Annotated in this window: 21 protein-coding genes and 1 tRNA gene; 12 read left to right on the forward strand and 10 right to left on the reverse strand. The window is 63.8% G+C overall.

All coding sequences use genetic code 11. From position 1 onward, the window contains the following. Positions 1-37 precede the first annotated feature (37 nt). Genes ABEJ63_RS10570 through ABEJ63_RS10580 form a run of 3 tightly spaced genes read left to right on the forward strand, consistent with a single transcriptional unit; the run spans position 38 to position 2,908 of the window. Complete coding sequence (locus tag ABEJ63_RS10570; RefSeq protein ID WP_375796339.1) at positions 38-1,207, forward strand: DHHA1 domain-containing protein; 1,170 nt, start codon at positions 38-40, stop codon at positions 1,205-1,207. Positions 1,208-1,253: 46 nt separating this feature from the next. After that, positions 1,254-2,384 carry an acyl-CoA dehydrogenase family protein gene (locus tag ABEJ63_RS10575; protein WP_375796340.1) on the forward strand — a complete coding sequence of 377 codons (1,131 nt, stop codon included), beginning with the start codon at positions 1,254-1,256 and terminating at the stop codon, positions 2,382-2,384. Further along, positions 2,381-2,908, forward strand: coding sequence for an HAD family hydrolase (locus ABEJ63_RS10580; protein WP_375796341.1), 528 nt, complete (start codon positions 2,381-2,383; stop codon positions 2,906-2,908). Before ABEJ63_RS10575 ends, ABEJ63_RS10580 begins: the two co-directional genes overlap by 4 nt. On the opposite strand, the gene ABEJ63_RS10585 is transcribed toward ABEJ63_RS10580, so the two are convergent. Further along, on the reverse strand, positions 2,878-3,117 hold the full coding sequence (locus ABEJ63_RS10585; RefSeq protein ID WP_375796342.1) for a DUF5822 domain-containing protein: 240 nt from the start codon (positions 3,115-3,117) through the stop codon (positions 2,878-2,880). The two genes, ABEJ63_RS10580 and ABEJ63_RS10585, sit on opposite strands and share 31 nt — an antisense overlap. 81 nt (positions 3,118-3,198) lie before the next feature. On the opposite strand from ABEJ63_RS10585, the gene ABEJ63_RS10590 reads away from it, so the two are divergent. The 3 genes from ABEJ63_RS10590 to ABEJ63_RS10600 all read left to right on the forward strand — a co-directional run bounded on the left by ABEJ63_RS10590 (position 3,199) and on the right by ABEJ63_RS10600 (position 4,560). Further along, positions 3,199-3,717 (forward strand): MOSC domain-containing protein, encoded by a 519-nt coding sequence (locus ABEJ63_RS10590; protein ID WP_375796343.1) that lies wholly within the window; start codon positions 3,199-3,201, stop codon positions 3,715-3,717. Between the two features lie 39 nt (positions 3,718-3,756). After that, positions 3,757-3,841 (forward strand) — tRNA-Leu (locus tag ABEJ63_RS10595). Positions 3,842-3,924: 83 nt separating this feature from the next. Then, entirely contained in the window at positions 3,925-4,560 is a 636-nt protein-coding gene (locus ABEJ63_RS10600; RefSeq protein ID WP_375796344.1) for a hypothetical protein, read from the forward strand. On the opposite strand, the gene ABEJ63_RS10605 is transcribed toward ABEJ63_RS10600, so the two are convergent. Next, positions 4,553-4,984: an RNA-binding protein gene (locus ABEJ63_RS10605; protein ID WP_375796345.1), complete on the reverse strand. Its 432-nt coding sequence runs from the start codon at positions 4,982-4,984 to the stop codon at positions 4,553-4,555. The two genes, ABEJ63_RS10600 and ABEJ63_RS10605, sit on opposite strands and share 8 nt — an antisense overlap. 1 nt (position 4,985) lies before the next feature. Beyond that, a complete protein-coding gene (locus ABEJ63_RS10610; protein WP_375796346.1) occupies positions 4,986-5,174 on the reverse strand; it encodes a DUF1918 domain-containing protein in 189 nt (62 codons plus the stop codon). A gap of 135 nt (positions 5,175-5,309) precedes the next feature. Here ABEJ63_RS10610 and ABEJ63_RS10615 point away from each other — a divergent pair, with 135 nt between their 5' ends. Beyond that, entirely contained in the window at positions 5,310-5,858 is a 549-nt protein-coding gene (locus tag ABEJ63_RS10615; protein WP_375796347.1) for an NUDIX domain-containing protein, read from the forward strand. Between the two features lie 4 nt (positions 5,859-5,862). On the opposite strand, the gene ABEJ63_RS10620 is transcribed toward ABEJ63_RS10615, so the two are convergent. From ABEJ63_RS10620 to pyrB, 3 genes are all read right to left on the reverse strand, one after another. Further along, positions 5,863-6,729, reverse strand: coding sequence for a hypothetical protein (locus ABEJ63_RS10620; protein WP_375796348.1), 867 nt, complete (start codon positions 6,727-6,729; stop codon positions 5,863-5,865). 146 nt (positions 6,730-6,875) lie between these two features. Next, the gene (pyrI, locus tag ABEJ63_RS10625; protein ID WP_375796349.1) at positions 6,876-7,337 is read right to left on the reverse strand and encodes an aspartate carbamoyltransferase regulatory subunit; all 462 of its coding nucleotides are present in this window, start codon (positions 7,335-7,337) and stop codon (positions 6,876-6,878) included. Next, complete coding sequence (pyrB, locus tag ABEJ63_RS10630; RefSeq protein ID WP_375796350.1) at positions 7,334-8,236, reverse strand: aspartate carbamoyltransferase; 903 nt, start codon at positions 8,234-8,236, stop codon at positions 7,334-7,336. Before pyrB ends, pyrI begins: the two co-directional genes overlap by 4 nt. 592 nt (positions 8,237-8,828) lie before the next feature. Between pyrB and ABEJ63_RS10635 the strand changes: the two genes are divergently transcribed. Beyond that, positions 8,829-9,455 (forward strand): RAD55 family ATPase, encoded by a 627-nt coding sequence (locus ABEJ63_RS10635; RefSeq protein ID WP_375796351.1) that lies wholly within the window; start codon positions 8,829-8,831, stop codon positions 9,453-9,455. Here the strand turns inward: ABEJ63_RS10635 and ABEJ63_RS10640 are convergent. Further along, positions 9,452-10,102, reverse strand: coding sequence for a 2,5-diamino-6-(ribosylamino)-4(3H)-pyrimidinone 5'-phosphate reductase (locus ABEJ63_RS10640; RefSeq protein ID WP_375796352.1), 651 nt, complete (start codon positions 10,100-10,102; stop codon positions 9,452-9,454). The two genes, ABEJ63_RS10635 and ABEJ63_RS10640, sit on opposite strands and share 4 nt — an antisense overlap. Positions 10,103-10,185: 83 nt before the next feature. Between ABEJ63_RS10640 and ABEJ63_RS10645 the strand changes: the two genes are divergently transcribed. Genes ABEJ63_RS10645 through ABEJ63_RS10660 form a run of 4 tightly spaced genes read left to right on the forward strand, consistent with a single transcriptional unit; the run spans position 10,186 to position 16,582 of the window. Next, on the forward strand, positions 10,186-11,454 hold the full coding sequence (locus tag ABEJ63_RS10645) for a Single-stranded DNA binding protein (RefSeq protein ID WP_375796353.1): 1,269 nt from the start codon (positions 10,186-10,188) through the stop codon (positions 11,452-11,454). Continuing rightward, on the forward strand, positions 11,451-12,980 hold the full coding sequence (locus tag ABEJ63_RS10650) for a hypothetical protein (RefSeq protein WP_375796354.1): 1,530 nt from the start codon (positions 11,451-11,453) through the stop codon (positions 12,978-12,980). The genes ABEJ63_RS10645 and ABEJ63_RS10650 overlap by 4 nt, the downstream gene beginning before the upstream one ends. Before the next feature lies 1 nt (position 12,981). Then, the gene (locus tag ABEJ63_RS10655) at positions 12,982-13,722 is read left to right on the forward strand and encodes a metallophosphoesterase (protein WP_375796355.1); all 741 of its coding nucleotides are present in this window, start codon (positions 12,982-12,984) and stop codon (positions 13,720-13,722) included. Positions 13,723-13,759: 37 nt separating this feature from the next. Beyond that, positions 13,760-16,582 carry a DEAD/DEAH box helicase gene (locus tag ABEJ63_RS10660; protein WP_375796356.1) on the forward strand — a complete coding sequence of 941 codons (2,823 nt, stop codon included), beginning with the start codon at positions 13,760-13,762 and terminating at the stop codon, positions 16,580-16,582. Here ABEJ63_RS10660 and ABEJ63_RS10665 read toward each other — a convergent pair. The 3 genes from ABEJ63_RS10665 to hisC are packed head-to-tail and all read right to left on the reverse strand — an operon-like array spanning position 16,579 to position 18,751. Further along, the gene (locus tag ABEJ63_RS10665) at positions 16,579-17,184 is read right to left on the reverse strand and encodes a CDP-alcohol phosphatidyltransferase family protein (RefSeq protein ID WP_375796357.1); all 606 of its coding nucleotides are present in this window, start codon (positions 17,182-17,184) and stop codon (positions 16,579-16,581) included. The genes ABEJ63_RS10660 and ABEJ63_RS10665 overlap by 4 nt on opposite strands. Next, on the reverse strand, positions 17,181-17,687 hold the full coding sequence (locus ABEJ63_RS10670) for an adenylate kinase family protein (protein WP_375796358.1): 507 nt from the start codon (positions 17,685-17,687) through the stop codon (positions 17,181-17,183). The genes ABEJ63_RS10665 and ABEJ63_RS10670 overlap by 4 nt, the downstream gene beginning before the upstream one ends. Next, positions 17,684-18,751, reverse strand: a complete 1,068-nt coding sequence (gene hisC, locus ABEJ63_RS10675; protein ID WP_375796359.1) for a histidinol-phosphate transaminase — start codon at positions 18,749-18,751, stop codon at positions 17,684-17,686. Before hisC ends, ABEJ63_RS10670 begins: the two co-directional genes overlap by 4 nt. Positions 18,752-18,812 lie beyond the last annotated feature (61 nt).

The following is an 18,812-nucleotide window of genomic DNA, read 5'->3' on the forward strand; positions in this document are numbered from 1 at the left end:
CGGTCGGTTTTTTGGCCGCGCCGGTTGTGTGAGACACATGACCGCGAGCCGAGCACCGGCAGAGCCGGAGACGCTGACATTCGAGACTACAGTCGAGGAGGGTGGGCGCGAGGTGACGCTTGCGGAGACGTATTTTTACCCCGAAGGCGGGGGACAGCCGGCCGACCGCGGCCGCGTCGGCGGTCATGAGGTGCTTGATGTGCAAGAGCGCGACGGTGCGGTAGTCCATTTCCTCGACGGAAATCTTTCCGCCGGTGAGACAGTGACTGCCCGCGTCGACCCGGAGTTCCGCCGGTACTGCCGCCGGGCCCACACCGCAAGCCACGCGCTATACGGGGCAGGGCGCCGTCTGCTCGACGACCTCGGCTACGGCGGTTTCGGTATCACCGATGAGCGGGTACGCGTCGACCTGACAACGAGCACCGACATCGACGACGCAACACTCGTCGAATTAGAGCGACTGGTCAACCGTGTCGTCTGGGAATCCCGCGAAGTGACGTGGGCAGAGCGGTCCCGCGAGGAGGCGCTCTCGGACGAATCGGTTGCCTTCAATACGAAGACCGAGGAGGGTATCGAGGGGAAGACGGTCCGGGTGGTCACTATCGACGGCTGGGACGAAGCAGCCTGCGGCGGCACTCACGTTCGAAACACACGACAAATAGGCCCCGTGACGGTGCTTTCGCGGTCGAATCCCGGGGAGGGACTCACCCGCGTGGAGTTTGCCGTGGGGGCGACGGGCATCGAACGGCGAGCGACCGAAAAACGAGCGGCCCTCGATGCAGCTGCGCGGCTGGGAACGAACGTTGAGGGGGTGGTCGAGGCGGTGGAACGGCTTGAGCGCGAGCGGTCGGAGCTGGCCGCTGAGCGAGACAACCTGCGCGCACAGTTGACGGAGCGGCGACTTGCGGACCTTCCGACCGTCGAGCGGGCTGGGTCGACATGGTTGGTCGGGGAACTTGACCGGGACGCGAACGCGCTCGCAGAGGCCGCACAAGAGGCTGTGGGCGAGCGAGCGAGTGTCGTCGCGTTAGTCGCTCCGGACGGCTCGTTGGCTGTTGCGACGGATGGCAGTGTGGATGCCAATGAGGTGACAGCAGACGTGACCGAGGCGTTCGGTGGCGGTGGTGGCGGCTCACCGACGGTTGCACAGGCCGGCGGGCTGGCGGCCGACGCGGACGCGATAGTCGCCTTCTTGCGAGGGGAGTGACCACCCAGAGCGGGCAACTTTTGCGCGCGCGTGCCGACGGGCGCATATGGAGTTCACCGCGGAGCAGGAGGCGATACGCGAGACAGTTCGCGAATTCGCTGCCGAGGAGGTACGCCCGACCGCCCGCGAGGCTGACGAGTCACAGTCGTTTCCGGAAACCGTGTGGGACGGCCTCGCGACACTCAATCTCACCGCGCTGACCACCCCTGAGGAGTACGGTGGTTTGGATGTCGATGGGGTGACGTACGCGCTGGTGAACGAGGAACTCGCACACGGTCAACTTGCGGTGGCGACGGCGCTGTCGGTACACCTGCTCGCTACGTCCTGTATCGCGGAGTTCGGCGATGAGGCCCAACGCGAGGAGTTTCTGCCGGAGATGGTAGACGGCCGGCCAGTGGGCTGTTTCGCGCTTTCCGAACCGGATGCCGGCTCGAACCCTGCCGAGATGTCGACGACTGCCCGCCGCGAGGGCGATGAGTACGTGCTTGAAGGCACGAAACAGTGGATAACCAATGGTGAACGGGGGGGCGTAGTCGTCGTCTTCGCCAAAACAGATCCCGACGATGCCGACTCGATTACGCAGTTTGTCCTCCCGAAGTCGACTGACGGCGTGGAAGTCGGCAAGAAGGAGGAAAAGCTCGGACTCCGCGCATCGGATACGACGACGCTCACCTTCGAGAGCGCCCGAATTCCAGCCGAGTACCGGCTCACCGAGGAGGGTCGCGGACTTTCGGCGGCGCTGTCGGTACTGACTGGCGGGCGGGTCGGCATCGCGGCACAGGCTGTTGGCCTCGCGCAGTCGGCACTCGATGAGGCCATGCGGTACGCGACAGAACGCGAGCAGTTCGACCGCCCGATTGCCGACATCCAGACCGTCCGTCACAAGCTGGCGCAGATGGCGACGGACACACAGGCAGCCCGGATGCTCACATACGACGCCGCTGCCGAACTCGACGACGGGACACCGCCCGCGAAGGCCGCCTCGATGGCGAAGTTGCACGCCTCCGAAACCGCAATGGACGTGACCAACGAGGCCGTCCAAATACACGGCGGTTATGGTTACACGACGGACTTCCCCGTCGAGCGGATGTATCGCGACGCTAAAATAACCACTATCTACGAAGGTACCTCCCAGATTCAGCGAACCATCATCGCCCGCGAACTGCTGGACCGATGACAGTCGTCTATGACCTCGATGGCACCGTCGTTCGGTTGACGGTCGACTGGGATATCGTTCGGCGGGATGTGGCGGCAATGCTCGACGGCCAAGACGTCACTGTCGACCCCGAGGCAGACCTATGGGGACTGTTCCGACGGGCCCGTGAGGCAGGTCTGCTTGCCGACGCTGAGCGAATCATTTCTGCCCACGAGCGGGCGGGCGCCCGTGAGAGCGAGCGGCTCGCATGTGCGGACCTGCTTGCGCGAGACGCCCCCACCGCGGTCTGTTCGCTTAACAGCACGGGCGCGTGCCATATTGCGCTTGGCAGCCACCGGCTCCGCGAGCACGTGCCAGTCGTCGTGGGCCGAGATGCCGGCCCGTGGGAGAAGCCGGAGCCAGAGCCGCTGCTTGCGGCCATCGATGGGCTAGGGGCCGACCCGGCGGAGACGACGTTCGTCGGTGACGGGGAGCGGGACGAACGCACCGCTGAACGGGCGGGCGTCGAGTTCGTCTACGTTTCGGAGTGGGTACGCCGGGCGTAGATGTAGACCGCGACGGCGGTGCAGAACCACACTGCCGCACCGACCCGGACCGCAAATGTCGCCTTCGCCTGCCACGAGGGGAGCACAACCGTGAGCGACGCGAGCGCGACCAGTGGCGCGCCGACGAGGATAGTGACGACAAAGGTCACCTGCATCACCCAGCCGAAATCCACCCCCTCGGCGTCATGGCTCTCGACGCGCTCTGGCATCGTCTACACCCGACAGGCCCTGCGGCTAAGCGGTTGTGGTCTGTCGGCCACGCTTATATCCCGTGCCATCGATCCGCAAGCATGGACACAACCGGACGCGTCGAGGCCATCTGGACGACGTCGGCGGAGGGCGAGCCGATGGCCTCCCGCGAGCGGGTCGAGGCGGTTCCGGGCGGTCTAGCAGGCGACCGCTACCAGCGGGGGACCGGCTATTATACGCCGTTCGACGTCTGCGAGGTGACATTCATCGCTGGCGAGGCAATCGACGCAATCCACCGAGAGGCGGGAATCGACCTCTCGGGGGGTGAACACCGTCGTAACGTCTGTACCCGTGGCGTGGACCTCGCGACGCTTCTGGACGCCCGCTTCCAGGTCGGTGAGGCTATCTTCGAGGGAACACGTCCCCGGCCGCCGTGTCGACATGTCGAACAAGTCGCGGGGATTGGGGGGCTGATGGACGCGTTGCGGGAACGGGGCGGCATCTGCGCTGACGTTGTTGATCCGGGGGAGTTCGGCGTCGGCGACCGGGTGCAGTTTCTTGAGAAAACAGAATTCGATGGAGAGGCGCTGGCGACAGCAATCGAAGACCGGCGAGGATAACGTCAGGTTCTTGCCGCCCACTCACCGACTCAGACTCGCGCGCGGGTAGCCAAGCCAGGCCAACGGCGCAGGCCTTAGGAGCCTGTCCCGTAGGGGTCCGCCGGTTCGAATCCGGTCCCGCGCATCCTATTTTCGTCGTCGGACAGGCGCCGCGGAAATGCCTGGTCAGCGCCCGACTTATTTGACGACGGCTCCCGTGCAAACCATATGAATGCTCCGCGCCGGCGCTACTCGACGGGACTCCAGTTCCTCGACCGCCGCGTGGATGGAGGGCTTGCCGCAGGGACGATGCTTGCGCTGGTCGCGCCGGCACACTCACAGAGCGCACTCATCCTGCGGCAGTTGTTGTGCAGCCGTCAGACCCTGCACGTCTCCACGCTTCGGCCCGAGAAGGAGGTGCGGGCGTGGGCAACGGACGGGGCTGCGACGCCGCCCGAGTTAGCCGTATTCCATGCATCTCCCGAGGAATTGTGCTCGGAGTTCGAGCGAGTCGAGTCAGCGATTCCGCCTGAGTCGTTCGTCATGTTCGACCGGGTGAACGGGCTCGAGGCAGCGGACAGGGAGGCGTATCTTGAGGTGCTCGACCGGCTGAAGACGAAACTCGAGGAGATGGACAGCGTGGGGATACTCCACTGTACGGACACGTACCCATCACCGGAGAAGCGGGGCGTGACGCTGAGCCGCGCCGATCAAGTATGGCAGCTGGAGCTGCTACCGCTCTCACGAGACATCAAGAACAGACTATTAGTGACGAAATCCCGGTACGGCCGCGCGCTCCGAGAACCGATAGATGTGCTGCTCACGGACCGCGTCGAAGTCGACACCAGCCGGCGTATCAGCTGAGCTCGGTCAGCATCTCCCGAACATTTGCGACCGCACGCGCCTTTTCAGCGGGGTACGCCTCCACCTTTGCACGCAGTGTGATGCCATCACCACGGCGCACCTCGCCGCGGAAGGCCGCCTGCTTGTCTAGCGTCAGGAAGAAGGTGCAGTCGTCGTCGACGCGGTCGTCGAGTTCGGTAATGACATCGTCGATATCGTCCAGTTCCGTCAGCCGGGAGAGAACGTATCGCATCTCGTCGGCCCGCTCCAGCCGCGCCGACAGCACGAGGATGCGGTCGCCGTGAAACCCCTCGCTTTCGGTCCGCTCCAATTCGATATCATCGCCGGGAAGGAAGGTCCCGAGCGCGTCTGCGACGCGCTTGTCCGACTCCGTCGCGTAGCAGAACGCCCGAAGGTCGACGTAGTGGAACGGGACCGACGACACGCTACGCCTCGTCGTCAGCCGCAGTAAGCGCGTCCGCAGCGATGCCTGCCTCCTGTCCATCCTCAAACGAGACAACGTAATTCTCGTCGCCGAACATTGTCTCCGAAACCGTCTCGATGGTGCCCGTCTCACCGTCGAACTCGCTGTGCTCGTCGTGCAGGACAACCCTATCGCCTTCCTCGAAGCTCATGTGCTTCCGTTCTCGGGAACGAAGCAAAAGACCGTCGTTTCCGGGGCTCGGGCTGCCGAACGCTTTTGCGCGCGTCGCCCCTCGTGAGCATATGGAACGGCACCGCTCGCGACCAACAGACCCGCTCGGCCGCTGATGGACCGGTTGTGGTATCTCGCCGAGGAGGCGTGCCAGCAGGCAGAGCAGGCGGCCCATCGGCTCGCCAGTCACTATGACGATTACCTTGAGGTCGACCACGAACGACGCGTCTCCAGACGCCGGTTTCGGACCCTCGCCGACCGGATACGCGAGACGGGCGCGCCCTACGGCGCCCACACCATCGCCTACCGGCCGGACGGCTCGCTGCTACTCGTCCGTCACGAGGAGGTCGACATGTGGGTGCTACCCGGCGGTCAGCAGGAGGGTGAGGAGACATTCCGCGAGGCCGCTGAGCGGGAACTCGCTGAGGAGGCCGGCGTGGCCGGCGAGTATCAAGGGCTGGCGCTCCTGACGCGGGTACAGGTCCGCCACGGTGACCACGAATTGCTGGGGGTAATGCCCGTATTCGCTGCGGCAGCGACCGGCGAGCCGTCAGTCGCGGACCCCGACGGCGAAATAAGCGAAGCACGGTGGTTCGAGGAGCTACCAGCAGACACCCGCGACCGCGCCGACCTCCTTCGGTGGCGCGACCGCTACCTCTCGTAGCCGATCACCACTCGACTCCCTCGCGTGACTCGGCATCCATCCGACGTAGGGCCGCCCGAGCGTTGGCCGCGTCATAGCCGAACAGGACGCTCTCACCGTACTCGGCGGCCACCTCTGTCGCATGGACAAGGGCGTCCACGTCTACATCAACGGCATACAGTTCAACCGAAAGCGGCGTCGACAGCCGGTCGGCGAACCCCGATGCGATAGCCTCCAGCCAGTAGGTTGTCCCGTATGCCGTATCGTACAGCGGGACGACGAACTCGTCGACAAGCGGTTCCAGCGCCGGGAGGTCCAGCCCCGCCCGCTCATAGAGGTGGTCACCGTACGGATCCGGGTAGAGCGTGAAGTACGTCCGACCGGGAATTCGCTCAACAGCCGACTTGACAAAGTCCGTGATAAGTTCGCTCCGCCATGCGTACCGATCCGCGGGGCCCGTTTCCGCTGGCGGAGGGCCTTCACTGTCGGCATGGCGCTGCTCGGCCCACGCCTCAAAACGGGCGTTACACCGGTCGCAGTAGCAGTACTCCGGGCGTGGGAACCCCACGTCGTCAAGTCGGATGTCCGGGGTAGTCTCAGCGCAGTCCTCGATAATCTCGAGCAGCCCCTGCCGGTACTCCTCGTGGGATGGACAGATGTACGCCCAATCGAAGTGTGGTCGGTCACGGGTGGCGGGCTGGCCCTCTGGCGTGATGGGCACGAGGTCATCGTTCTCTGCGGCTGCAGCATTATCGCCGAAGCAAGAGACCATGCTGACCGTATCCTCGAGTGGTTCGTTCGACCGCCCGGAGACGGCTTTCACCTCATAGAAAGCCCGGTCAAATTCGGGGTACTCGACATCCTCCGTATTGCGCGTGACGACCCCGTACATACACGCCGTAGCCGGCCTGGCCCAGTAAGTCGTTCGACCTACCGGCGCGCGATTAGGACGGCAACGAGCGCGAGCAGTACGACGACAGCGATGGTTTTCTTGGACATATGACCATACAGGTGCGCCCTGGCCAAAGACGTTCGGGTTCAGGAGACCTCGATGAGCGCCGCGATATCCTCGCGGACGATGGTGTCACAATAACTGCACCGCACCCCATCGGACAGCACCTCGAAGGCCGACTCCACAGGCTCGCCGGCAGTTGTGATGCAGTTGGCGTTAGGACACGAGAGGACGCCGACAACCCGTTCCGGCCGAGAGACGCGGAGTTTCTCTGTCACGTCGTACTCCCGGACGATATTGATTGTCGCGCGCGGCGCGATTAGCGAAAGGACATCTACCTCCTCGGCGCTCAACTCGCGATCCTCTACTTTGACGATGTCCTTGCGGCCGAGCCGGTCAGAAGGGACATTCATACCGACGCTTACTTCCTCGCCGCCGGAGCCGTCAATACCGACGATGGCGAGCACATTCAGCGCTTGGCCACCTGGGATGTGGTCGATGACAGTGCCGTTCTGAATTTTAGAGACGCGGAGCTGTTTGTCTGTCATAGCATGGAATCGAGCAGCGCCATCCGGACGGGGACACCGTTGTGGGCTTGCTCGAAGTAGTGGGCATGGTCAGTTTCGTCGACGTCGGGCGCGATTTCGTCGACCCGTGGCAGCGGATGCATCACCGTCAGGTCGTCAGGCGCCCGCGCGAGCGTGTCGGCGTCGATGCGGTACTCGCCGGCGACTGCACGGTACTCATTCTCGTCGGGGAATCGCTCGCGCTGGATCCGAGTGACGTACAACACGTCGAGCTGGTCAAGAACGGCGCCGAGATCGGTATGCTCTTTCACTACCGCGCCCGACTCATGGAGATCGAACCGGACGTTTCGTGGGAGCCGGAGCGACTCCGGGCTGACGAAGTGCATTCGGGCGTTGAAGTTCGTGAGTGCGGCCGCGAGCGAGTGAACCGTCCGGCCGTACTTCAGGTCGCCCATGATGCCAACCGTAAGATCGTCAAGCCCGGCATTCTCGCGGATGGTGTACAAGTCAAGAAGTGTCTGTGTCGGATGTTGTCCAGCGCCGTCGCCGGCATTAATGACCGGCACATCAACGAATTCGGCGGCCAGCTTTGCGGCCCCTTCGCTCGGGTGTCTGAGGACGATGCCATCGGTGTACCCTGCGATAACGCGCATTGTATCCGCCAGCGACTCGCCCTTCTTTACCGAGGACGACTCGACGGTTCCCATGTCCACGCTGTCGCCGCCAAGCCGCTTGACGGCTGCGTCGAAGCTCATCTTCGTGCGCGTGCTCGGCTCGAAGAAACAGAGCCCAAGCAGCGTCCCTGGGAGCGCGTCTCCGTACTCGTCGGGGTCGGCGTCCATCTCTGCGGCGCGGTCCAGTACCGTCTCGATGTCCGCCCGCGAGAGTTGCTTCGCACCGATGAGGTGGTCGTGACGCATTGTAGGGTGGCGGTCGCCTCGCGTCTTCAATCCCCCGACCGCCGACCGAGAATTCTCCACGCCACGGCCACCGCCCGCGTGGTCGCCGTCACCGAGTGGAAGCGGTGAAACGGAGAAGAAAACGATCTGGCTCGTGCTGACGGGAGCTGCGGCCCGGGGGGGCCGTGCCCCTTCCGTCGGCGGCGCCAATCGCGACAATCGTGACGTTGGGACAGTGTGAGTGACAAACGTGTACTTGCTCGGTATATGAACGGAGAGTTACTGAGCTTCATCGATGCCCGCGTCACCGACGCGAGTGTCGTCGTCTGCGTGCGGGTCGACCCCCCGCATAGTATCTCTCTGGGGAGCCGGCCGGTCGGCGGGATGAAGACCGCGGCGATTGCTCGACGGCTCAGTACCCGCAACCAGAGATGGGCGTGCCGAGGCCAGCAGCAGCCGACGCGGTCGGGGCGTCGTCAAGCGGGGATGCGGTCACGTGTGCCACGCGTCAGACGAAAACCAGCCTAACATGGGGTGAGTAGGCCGTTGATGCGGCGTACGCCTCGCTGATTCGACAGAACCCTTAATACATTCCACGGCGAATATATCCGCGATGGAGGACCGGCTCCGGACGGGAATCGACGTCCTCGATCGTAAGCTTGAGGGTGGGATTCCCGCCGGGAGCATCGTGGCCCTACAGGCAGCGCCGGCAAGTCAGGCGGAACTGTTCCTGTACGAGCTGACGGCAACCCGAGGGACACTATATCTCACGCTCGATCGCACTGACACCGCCGTCGCTGAAAGCATCGATGAGGCCCGCACCCGGACCGGGGACCCGACTGTTCGGGATGTTGGCGGTGACGCCCCACTGGACAACGCCTCGAAACTGGTGTCGGCGCTTCCGGAGGCATCGAACCTGATTATTGACCCGACGAACGTGCTCGAACAACAAGAGGGGCCTCGCTACCGGAAGTTCATGAATGAGTTGCAGAATCACATCTACAATACGGGCTCTCTGGCGGTGCTCCACTGTTTGGAGGGGTACGACGTCCCGAGCCAGCGGGACACCACCCTCCACATGGCCGACGTTGTGTTCGACTTAGAGACGTCGGTGAAAGGTGATCGGGTCGAAAACCATCTTACTGTCCCGAAATTCCGCGGCGGCGTCGCGCTGGCGGATGTCGTGAAGCTGGAACTGCGCGAGCAGGTCGACATCGACACCTCCCGGGACATCGCCTAAGCGTCGTACGAGAGCACGACCCCGTCGTCGAGCCGTTCAACCTCGCGAAGATCCAGCTGCGGGAACTCCTCAATGAAGCCCTCGCCGTCCACCAGCGTTGGCGCCTCTCGACCACCGACGACGAGGCTCCCAATGAACAGCGTGAGTTCGTCGACGATGCCCGCCTCGAATGCCGAAAAAATAACCTCTCCACCGCCCTCAATCATTAGCCGCTCGTGTCCGTCGTGAGCGAGCATCTCAACTGCAGCTGCGAGATTGACACGGTCGTCACCAACGGTTCGTATCTCGGCGCCTGCCGTGCGGAGTGTGTCGACACGGTCGTCGGGAGCACGGTCGGTCACAAGCAGGTATGTCACAGCCGGTCCCTCAAGGATGGCGGCATCTGGTGGCGTACGCGCCCGCGAGTCGGCGATAACTCGTGCCGGCAGCCCCTCCTTGCCGAGATTGCGGCGGTGACGCTCATCATGGCGCAGCAGCGATGGGTCGTCTGCGAGCACGGTGCCGACGCCGACGAGCACGGCGTCGGAGGCGGCCCGGACCCGTTCCATCCGCGCAAAATCTTCCGGGCCAGAGATGGCGAGCTGCTCACGTCGCCGTGTCGAGAGCTTTCCATCGACGGAGACGGCCGCGTTCACGTGGACGTGCACACCACATTTGGCTGCGCGGCGAGGTTAGCCGTTTCGTCGCGGCGGCGATACATCCTTGGGGAGCGGGAGCGAACCCACCGCCGATGGACATCGAACGTGAGGCCGAGGAGCTCGCCTCCGACCTCGGTACGGACAAAGAGGAGGTCCTTGAAGACCTGGAGAAGCTCGTCAGCTACTCCGTCCCGCTGGATGAGGCCAAGGGATCGCTCAGACGCAAGTACGGCGACGGCTCGACAAGCGATGAGCCGGCAACGAAGAACATCGCTGACGTCTCACCCGACGAGGGCAACGTTACCGTCACGGCCCGGGTGCTGACAGTTGGCAAGCGGTCCATCCGCTACCAGGGCGACGACCAGGTTATCTACGAAGGGGAGCTGGCCGACGAGACGGGCCGTATCTCCTACACTGCTTGGCAGGACTTCGATCTCTCAGTGGGGGACACCATCACTGCGGGCAACGCGGACGTTCGCGAGTGGGACGGCGAGCCGGAGTTGAACCTCGGCTCTGCCACAACACTCGTCTTTGAGGACGAGCCACTCGAGGTGACCTATGAGTTGGGCGGTGACCGCGAACTGGCGGCACTGTCGCCTGGTGATCGCGGCCGCAACGTTGTGGTGCGTGTTCTCGAATGTGAACAGAAGGTTATTGACGGGCGGGACGGCGAAACGGAGATTCTGAGCGGTGTACTCGGCGACGAAAGCGGCCGGCTTCCCTTCACCGACTGGGATCCTCACGAGGCTATCGAGGAGGGTGCGAGTGTCCGCATCGAGAACGTCTCCATCCGAGAGTTCAGGGGTGTGCCGTCGGTGAATGTGTCTGAGTTCTCTTCGGTCATCTCGCTCGGCGAGACAGTGCCGGTCAGTGAGGAGGCGCCCGAGATGGATATCGGTGAGGCCGTTGCGTCCGGCGGCGTCTACGATGTTACCGTCGTGGGGAACATCATCGAGGTACGCGACGGCTCAGGGCTCATTGAGCGGTGTCCCGAGTGTGGCCGGGTGGTCCAGAACGGGCAGTGTCGCTCACATGGCCAGGTTGACGCCGAGGACGATCTCCGGGTGAAAGCTATCCTCGACGATGGGACAGGAGCCGTAACGACCATCCTCGGACACGATCTTACGGCGGAGGTATATGGCGGCGGAATCGAGGCGGCCAAGGAGCATGCCCGCGAGGAGATGGACAAGGAGGTGGTCGCCGACGACATTCGCGACACGCTCGTCGGTCGCGAGTTCCGGGTGCGCGGCCAGTTGTCCGTGGACGAATACGGTGCAAATCTCGACGCGACGGAGTTTGCTGAGAGTGACGAGAACCCAGCCGCGCGGGCCCGCGCAACGCTTGCAGAGGTACGCGGATGAGCGTAAACGACGACGGCGACGACGGGCCGGGTACACGGGAGGTAGCCCACCGGCTGTTCGCGGCCGAGTTCGACGACGCCGACTTCTCGTACTCCGAAAGCGACGAAGAACGGGCACCTAATTATGTTATCACGCCGTCGGGCGCGCGAGTGAACCGGTTATTTCTCGTCGGTGTGCTCACCGAGAAGGAGTGGGTCAACGAGGATATGGTCCGCGCACGCGTCGTCGACCCGACGGGGCCATTTGTTGTCTACGCTGGCCAGTACCAGCCAGACGAGCTCGCTTTCCTTGAGCGAACTGAGCCGCCGGCGTTCCTCGCCGTGACCGGCAAGGCGCGCACCTTCCAACCGGACGACAGCGACCGCGTGTTCACGAGTGTCCGACCTGAGTCAGTGAGCAAGGTGGACGCCGATACCCGAGATCGGTGGGCCGTTGAGGCTGCGAAACAAACCATTGACCGCGTTGAGACGGCCGCTGCCGCCATCGAGACGAACCAGTCGGGCGACGCGCTTGTCGACCACTTACTGGCAGACGGGGTAGACCCGGCACTCGCGTCGGGTATTGCGCTTGCGCTCGATCATTACGGGACGACGCCGACATACCTGTCGGCACTCCGTGATTTAGCAGAGGCCACGCTGGAGATGGTAGCCGGTGAACGGGACGAGGTAGGCGGATTTGATGTCGCCCCCGACGAGGGCGACGGTCCAGCGGCGGCTGCACTCGCAGGCGAGCCCGCGATGACAGAGACAGAAACTGAGACAGATTCCGAGGTACCGAGCGGCGCCGAGTTCGACCCTGTCTCCGAAGAGACGAGCACCGACCGGACAACGGGGAGCGCCGGGACCAGAACGGCGGAGTCGTCAGATGACGGGCCGACGAGAGAGGGATCGGTGACAGAGGAGCCGGCAGAAGAGCCATCGACCGAAGCGCCGATAGCAGGAGAGTCGACGGCCGATGAACCGCCGGCGGACTCAGACATAGACGAGCCGGAGACGGCCGACGAATCCGTCGGAGAGTTCGAGGCTGACGAACTCGGTGACTTTGAGACAGATGCCGAGCCAACGGAGCCCGAATTCGATCCGGAAGAAGAGGTACTCTCCGAAAATGAGCGCGAGCAGATAGAGTCAGAATTCGGCACGGAGTTCACCACCGGCGATGAGGTAGAGCCGGAGCCGGAACTCGAGCCAGAAGCGACGGAACGGGAGTCGTCTGCGGATTCGAATCCGCCGTCCGAGGAGTCTTCGGCCGCGGAGTCAGCAAGTGAGCAGCCGATAAGAGAGGAGCCGGAAGGCAACGTGGAACCAGAGCCGGAGTCCGAGCCCTCGTCCGACGAGCCGCTCGATGAGACGGTGATGGCAGTGATGGAAGAGCTCGACGAGGGCGACGGCGCGGACCGCGAGGCACTGACCGCGGCAGTCGTTGACCGAACGGGAGCCGATGCTGACGCCGTTGCAGAGGCTATCGAGGACGCGCTGATGAGCGGACGGTGTTATGAGCCCGATGAGGGGGTCTTGAAGCCTATATAGCGTGGTCCAGCCGGTCGTCGATTCCCCCGTTGCGACGGCTGAAACGGATGACGAGCGGCTGCTAATCGCCGCAGACTATCACGCTGGTCTCGAGGTGCGGCTGCGCACCGAAGGCGTTGAGCTCGCGTCCGCCGCCGGCGAGCGCCGCGAGCGGCTGGTGAGGCTGGTGGATCGTGAGCGGCCTGACCGGGTCGTTCTACTGGGCGATGTGGGCGACGCCATCGGGACGCCTGGCGATGAAGAACGGGCAGAACTGCGGGCGCTGTTCGACGCGCTCACTGACCGGGCGCCGGTCGTGGTGGCGAAGGGGAATCACGACGGTGGATTGGCGGCGGTAGCCGACGCATACGACGCGGTGACCCTTTCTGAAGGGGCCGGCATCTGCGTCGGCGACATTGGGTTCGCACACGGCCATACCTGGCCCAACCCGGCCGTACTGTCCTCGGAGACAGTCTGTGTCGCCCATGAACACCCGCAGGTGCGGCTCACCGACGAGGTTGGTGGCGCGCGTACGGAGCGGGTGTGGCTCCGGGGCCGGTTGGCGCCCGGGCCGTTCCGCGAGCACAATGGGATGGAGCCAGAGGCCGATTGCGTCGTGTTTCCGGCATTCAACGACCGAGTCGGCGGGACGTGGGTCAACGAGGCAGATGACTTCCTCGCGCCGTTCCTCCCAGAAGGGCTTGCCAACGGGGAGGCATACCTGCTGGACGGGACGCGACTAGGCGCTTACGAGCGGGTCTGACCGTGGTGCTTAATCGCTCGTCGCCCCTACAACTGCTGTGACCGACGCCCATGGGCTTGACGCGTTTGCCCACCTCGCGGAGCCGGTCCGGGCAGCCCTCTCCGAACGGGGGTTCGACCGACCGACCGAGCCACAGCGACGGGCGATTCCGCCGCTAGCGGCGGGCCGCAACGGGCTCGTCGTCGCTCCGACGGGCACAGGAAAGACCGAAACCGCGATGTTGCCGGTGTTGTCTGCGGTAGCGGAGCGTGACCAGATTCACGGAGTGCAGGCGCTGTACGTGACACCGCTCCGCGCTCTCAACCGTGATATGCGCGAGCGCCTCGACTGGTGGGGCGATCAACTCGACGTGACTGTTGACGTGCGTCACGGCGACACTACCGATTATCAGCGGAGCAAACAGGCCGACAACCCCCCAGACGTGCTCGTCACGACGCCGGAGACGCTCCAAGCGATGTTCACTGGCGAGAAGCTCAGACGGGCACTCGAAGATGTCGGACACGTCATCGTCGACGAAGTGCACGAACTCGCCGCCTCGAAGCGAGGCACACAGCTGGCGGTCGGGCTTGAGCATCTCCGAGAGTACGCGGGCGCCTTCCAGCGAATCGGGCTCTCCGCGACCGTCGGTGATCCCGCGGAGGTGGGTCGCTTTCTCACCGGCGGACGCGACTGTGAAGTAATCGAGGTAGATGCTGCTGATGACTTCGATGTCGAGGTCGTTCAGCCGGAGATAACGTCCGACGATGAGATACTCGCGTCGGAACTTGTCACTGACGCCGCGGTTGCGAGCCACGTCCGGTTCATCGACGAACTCATCACCACTCATGACTCGACACTCGTGTTCGTCAATACCCGAACGACGGCGGAGGGACTCGGCTCGCGGTTAAAAGAGTACGGCACCGACATCGCGGTCCACCATGGTTCGCTCTCGAAGGAGGCCCGCGTCGACGTAGAGGAGCGGCTCAAGAACGGCGACATCGATGCTCTCGTCTGCACCTCATCGATGGAACTTGGTATCGATGTGGGCGTCATTGATCACGTCGTCCAATATCACAGTCCACGCGAGGTGGCGCGGCTCCTCCAACGGGTTGGCCGCGCCGGCCATCGGTCTGGCCGAACATCGACGGGGACGGTGGTAACGACACGACCGGACGATACCTTCGAGGCACTTGCGATAGCCAGCATGGCTAAGGAGGGCGTCGTTGAGAGCGCAGACATCCATCACGGGAGTCTCGACACGATTGCCAACCAGATTGCAGGGATTCTGATGGGATTCGGTGAGGTGTCGGCCCGCGGATGCTACGAGATACTCTCACGAGCGTACCCGTACCGGGACCTGGAGGAGGAGACGTTCAAAGAGGTAGTCCGAGAACTGTCTGACAACCATGTCCTGTGGCTAAACGAAGAGGCCGACCGGCTCGAGAAGTCACGCGGCACCTGGGAGTACTTCTACCGCAACCTTTCGATGATACCTGACGAGCAGAACTTCCGGGTCGTTGACATGGCCTCTGGACGGACGGTTGGGACACTCGCCGAGCGGTTCGTTGTCAACTTCGCTGCGCCAGGGGAAGTATTCGTACAGGGCGGCGAGATGTGGCGAATCACGACGGTCGATGAGGACGACGAGGAAGTGCAGGTGACACCTGTGGAGGATCCCGGCGGCGAGGTTCCGTCCTGGACTGGCCAAGAGATACCTGTCCCCTACGAGGTTGCCCAGCGGGTCGGCCGGATGCGCGCCAGGGCCCGCAAGGCGTTCGAGGACGGCCGCGATCGGCAAGCCGTCGCACGCGAGTTCGCCGCCGAGTACCCCACCGACGAATCCACCGCCAGTGAAGCGCTCTCGCAGATCAAGGCACATGAGGCGCCGATGCCCAGCGATGACACACTGCTTGTGGAGGGCTACGGCCGGGAGGTAGTAATCAATGCAGCCTTCGGCCACACCACCAATGAGACATTAGGACGGTTACTATCAGCACTGATCGGCCAACAGACCGGCTCGTCAGTCGGATTGGAGACGGACCCGTACCGGGTCGAACTCGAAGTGCCGTCCGGCATCTACATCGGCGACGTCGTCGATCTGTTGTATGACACCGACCCTGAACACGTCGCGCCACTTATCGAACTGTCTCTGAAGAATTCCGACTCACTGAAATATACCCTCGCGCAGGTAGCCGCCAAGTTCGGCGCACTCAAGGGGTGGAAAGGCGGCCGTGGCTTCGGTCGTGATCGCCTGCTGGAAGCACTCCGGGACACCCCCGTCTATGAAGAAGCACTCCGCGAGACGCTACAGACAGAGCTTAACGTCGAGCGGACGGCTGAAGTGCTCAAGCGAGTGCGGCGCCGCGAGATAACCATCGAGACGGTCGGCGAGCGGACGTCCGTCGGCCTCGGTGGACGCTCATCGGGGCAGGAACTGCTGTCCCCAGAGAACGCCGACGCCTCCGTCGTCGAGACAGTAAAGGAGCGCATCGAGACAGATCGGATGCTGCTGTTTTGCCTCCACTGTCAAGACTGGGAGCGGCGCCGACAGGTGAGACGCATCGACGACCAGCCCTCCTGTCCCACGTGCGGGTCAACCCGGATTGCGGCGCTCAATCCGTGGGCTGACGAGGCCGTACGCGCCGTTAAAAGCGACGACAGAGACGATGAGCAGGAGCGGATGACCGAGCGGGCTTACCGGGCCGCATCGCTCGTGCAAGGCCACGGCAAGAAAGCGGTGAAAGCGCTCGCAGCACGCGGTGTGGGCCCGCACAACGCTGCCCGCGTCATCAACAAGTTGCGGGAGGATGAGGAAGATTTCTACAGAGACATCCTCGCACGCGAGCGGGAGTACGCGCGCACGAACGCCTTCTGGGACTAAAGTGCCCGCATCGCGCCGTAGAACCGCTGGAGTGCCGTCAGGTGACCGACGACGGCAAAGAAAACGAGCAGCAGTCCCGCAAGTGACAGCCCCGCGACCGTTGGCGTCCAGAACGCGGCGATGGCGGTGACGACCCCAACGATGGCGAGTCGGTCAGCCCGGCCGACGGCACCGCCGTAGACACGGTCGAGCCCAACTGCCTGCGCCTGTGTGCCGAGATACGATGTCATCAGGACGCCGGTGACGGCGGCGAGTCCGAGTCCGAACCGGCCGGTACCGCCTGCCAAGCCCACCAGCACGGCAATATCGGCGTAGCGGTCGAGGACATGATCGAGCAAGTCGCCTGCGTCAGAGTCTGTCCCGGTCCGACGTGCTACCATTCCGTCAAGCACGTCAAGGACGCCGTTTGCGAACACGAGTACGGCGCCCCCCAACAGCAGCAGCGACCCTGGCGTCGCGAGCCAGTAGACGCTGCCCGCCAGCAGCGCTGTCGCGAACGCGAGGACGGAAATGCCGTTAGGTGTCAGCCCGACTGCGACAGCAGCATCAACGGCCGGCCGGAGGGCGCGGTCGGCCGTCTCGCGGTAGCGGTCCAGCGTCATAGGTATTCCATAAAGTCGACCGTACCGACGGCTGGATCACGCTCGCCGGCGATCACCGACTCGATTGCGGCAGCTACATCGCCGGGGTCGCGGTCGGTGGTGTCTACTTCGTAGACGCTATCGGCGCCGTGCTCCGCAACAGCCTCGGAAAGCACCACGTCCAGCGCCTCTGCCTCGGCGTTCTCGCGGGCCTTCTGTTCTGAGTCTCCACGGTCAGTCAGCCGCCGCTCTATATCCGCGGGGTGACACCGGAGTACAATCACACGGTCAGCTGGGAAGTGGTGCGCGAGATGTGACTCGACGAGTAAATCCTCGCGGCCGTTGAGCCACGCCGCGACGGCATCAGTGTCGGCAATAACGGAGCCCCGCTTCTCGTCGGTGCCGGCCGCGTACCCCTCCCGCTCGATGACATCATTGAGATGAACCACCGTCAGGTCTGTCTCGACCTGCTTGGTTGCCGTCGTCTTGCCCGTGCCTGGGGTGCCGGTGACGGCGACCCTCATAGGGCGTCGTTGACTGCCTCGACGGCGCGTTCAGTCATGGCCGGCGTTCCGCAGGTAATGCGGACACACTCCGGCAGCCCGAACGAAGTGGTGTCCCGGACGATGACGCCAGCCTGCTTCGCAGCCTCAAACACGCGTGTACCATCACCAACCTCCGCCAACACGAAGTTCCCTTGTGACTCGAAGGTGCGACACTCGAGGTTGTCGTACATGTACTCACGAGCCCGGCGCGCTCCTTTCACTGTCTTTTCGACGTGTTCGTCGTCCTCAAGAGCGGCGAGACCAGCCCGACAGGCCAGCTCCGACGCGGCAAACGGCGTGTTGATGCGGGCATAGGCGTCGCCCCACGCCGGGGGAACAAGCGCGTAGCCGAGTCGACAGCCAGCCAGCCCGTACACCTTTGAGAATGTGCGAAGCACGGCCACATCGTCGCGTTCGCGAACCAGTTTGACAGCAGAGGGAGACTCGGAGAACTCGGCGTATGCCTCGTCGACAACAACGAGTGTTCGATCGGCAGTCTGGTCAGCGAGCCGCTCAACCTCTTCGAGAGGCATCTCCGTGCCCGCAGGATTATGTGGCGAGGTGACGTAGACAATACGTTCGCCGTCGTAGCTGTCGAGCACACGGTCGGCTGTCTGTGCGAAGCCGTCGGCCTTCTCCAGCGGATAGTGGTTCACTCGGCCGTGGTGGAAGCGAGCCGACATGGCGTAGTAGGCGAACCCCGGCTCAGAGACGAGTACTCGATCACCGGGCTCGATAAGCGCGCGCGCCAGGTAGTCGAGAGCCCCGTCACCGCCATTGGCAACCCACACCTGCTCGTCGGTCACGTTGAATCGGTTGGCCAGTTGTTCGGTGAGATTCGCGTGGGATGCCTTCGGGTAGGCGTGGACTGTCGCGGCCGCCTCACGCAAGGCGACAACGGCCTTCGGAGACGGTCCCCACGCATTCTCGTTGGAAGAGAGTTTCGTCAGCTCTTCAGGGGTGACGCCAAGTTCGCGAGCGGTCTCCTCGATGCCACGTCCAGCCTCGTAGGGGACGTGCGCGGAGAGGTCCCGTGGTTCCATACCGGGAGAAGCGGCGGCCGACTCTTAAGACTGCTCACACCGGGCGCAGAGCGGTAGATTC

Origin of the sequence: Halosegnis sp., assembly GCF_042216475.1 — an archaeon.
Classification (GTDB): Archaea; Halobacteriota; Halobacteria; order Halobacteriales; family Haloarculaceae; genus Halosegnis.

Coding starts and splice junctions, on each gene's coding strand:
- ABEJ63_RS10570 (WP_375796339.1), top strand. CDS start 38: ATGACCGCGAGCCGAGCACCGGCAGAGCCGGAGACGCTGACATTCGAG.
- ABEJ63_RS10575 (WP_375796340.1), top strand. CDS start 1,254: ATGGAGTTCACCGCGGAGCAGGAGGCGATACGCGAGACAGTTCGCGAA.
- ABEJ63_RS10580 (WP_375796341.1), top strand. CDS start 2,381: ATGACAGTCGTCTATGACCTCGATGGCACCGTCGTTCGGTTGACGGTC.
- ABEJ63_RS10585 (WP_375796342.1), bottom strand. CDS start 3,117: ATGCCAGAGCGCGTCGAGAGCCATGACGCCGAGGGGGTGGATTTCGGC.
- ABEJ63_RS10590 (WP_375796343.1), top strand. CDS start 3,199: ATGGACACAACCGGACGCGTCGAGGCCATCTGGACGACGTCGGCGGAG.
- ABEJ63_RS10600 (WP_375796344.1), top strand. CDS start 3,925: ATGAATGCTCCGCGCCGGCGCTACTCGACGGGACTCCAGTTCCTCGAC.
- ABEJ63_RS10610 (WP_375796346.1), bottom strand. CDS start 5,174: ATGAGCTTCGAGGAAGGCGATAGGGTTGTCCTGCACGACGAGCACAGC.
- ABEJ63_RS10615 (WP_375796347.1), top strand. CDS start 5,310: ATGGACCGGTTGTGGTATCTCGCCGAGGAGGCGTGCCAGCAGGCAGAG.
- ABEJ63_RS10620 (WP_375796348.1), bottom strand. CDS start 6,729: ATGTACGGGGTCGTCACGCGCAATACGGAGGATGTCGAGTACCCCGAA.
- pyrI (WP_375796349.1), bottom strand. CDS start 7,337: ATGACAGACAAACAGCTCCGCGTCTCTAAAATTCAGAACGGCACTGTC.
- pyrB (WP_375796350.1), bottom strand. CDS start 8,236: ATGCGTCACGACCACCTCATCGGTGCGAAGCAACTCTCGCGGGCGGAC.
- ABEJ63_RS10635 (WP_375796351.1), top strand. CDS start 8,829: ATGGAGGACCGGCTCCGGACGGGAATCGACGTCCTCGATCGTAAGCTT.
- ABEJ63_RS10645 (WP_375796353.1), top strand. CDS start 10,186: ATGGACATCGAACGTGAGGCCGAGGAGCTCGCCTCCGACCTCGGTACG.
- ABEJ63_RS10650 (WP_375796354.1), top strand. CDS start 11,451: ATGAGCGTAAACGACGACGGCGACGACGGGCCGGGTACACGGGAGGTA.
- ABEJ63_RS10665 (WP_375796357.1), bottom strand. CDS start 17,184: ATGACGCTGGACCGCTACCGCGAGACGGCCGACCGCGCCCTCCGGCCG.
- ABEJ63_RS10670 (WP_375796358.1), bottom strand. CDS start 17,687: ATGAGGGTCGCCGTCACCGGCACCCCAGGCACGGGCAAGACGACGGCA.
- hisC (WP_375796359.1), bottom strand. CDS start 18,751: ATGGAACCACGGGACCTCTCCGCGCACGTCCCCTACGAGGCTGGACGT.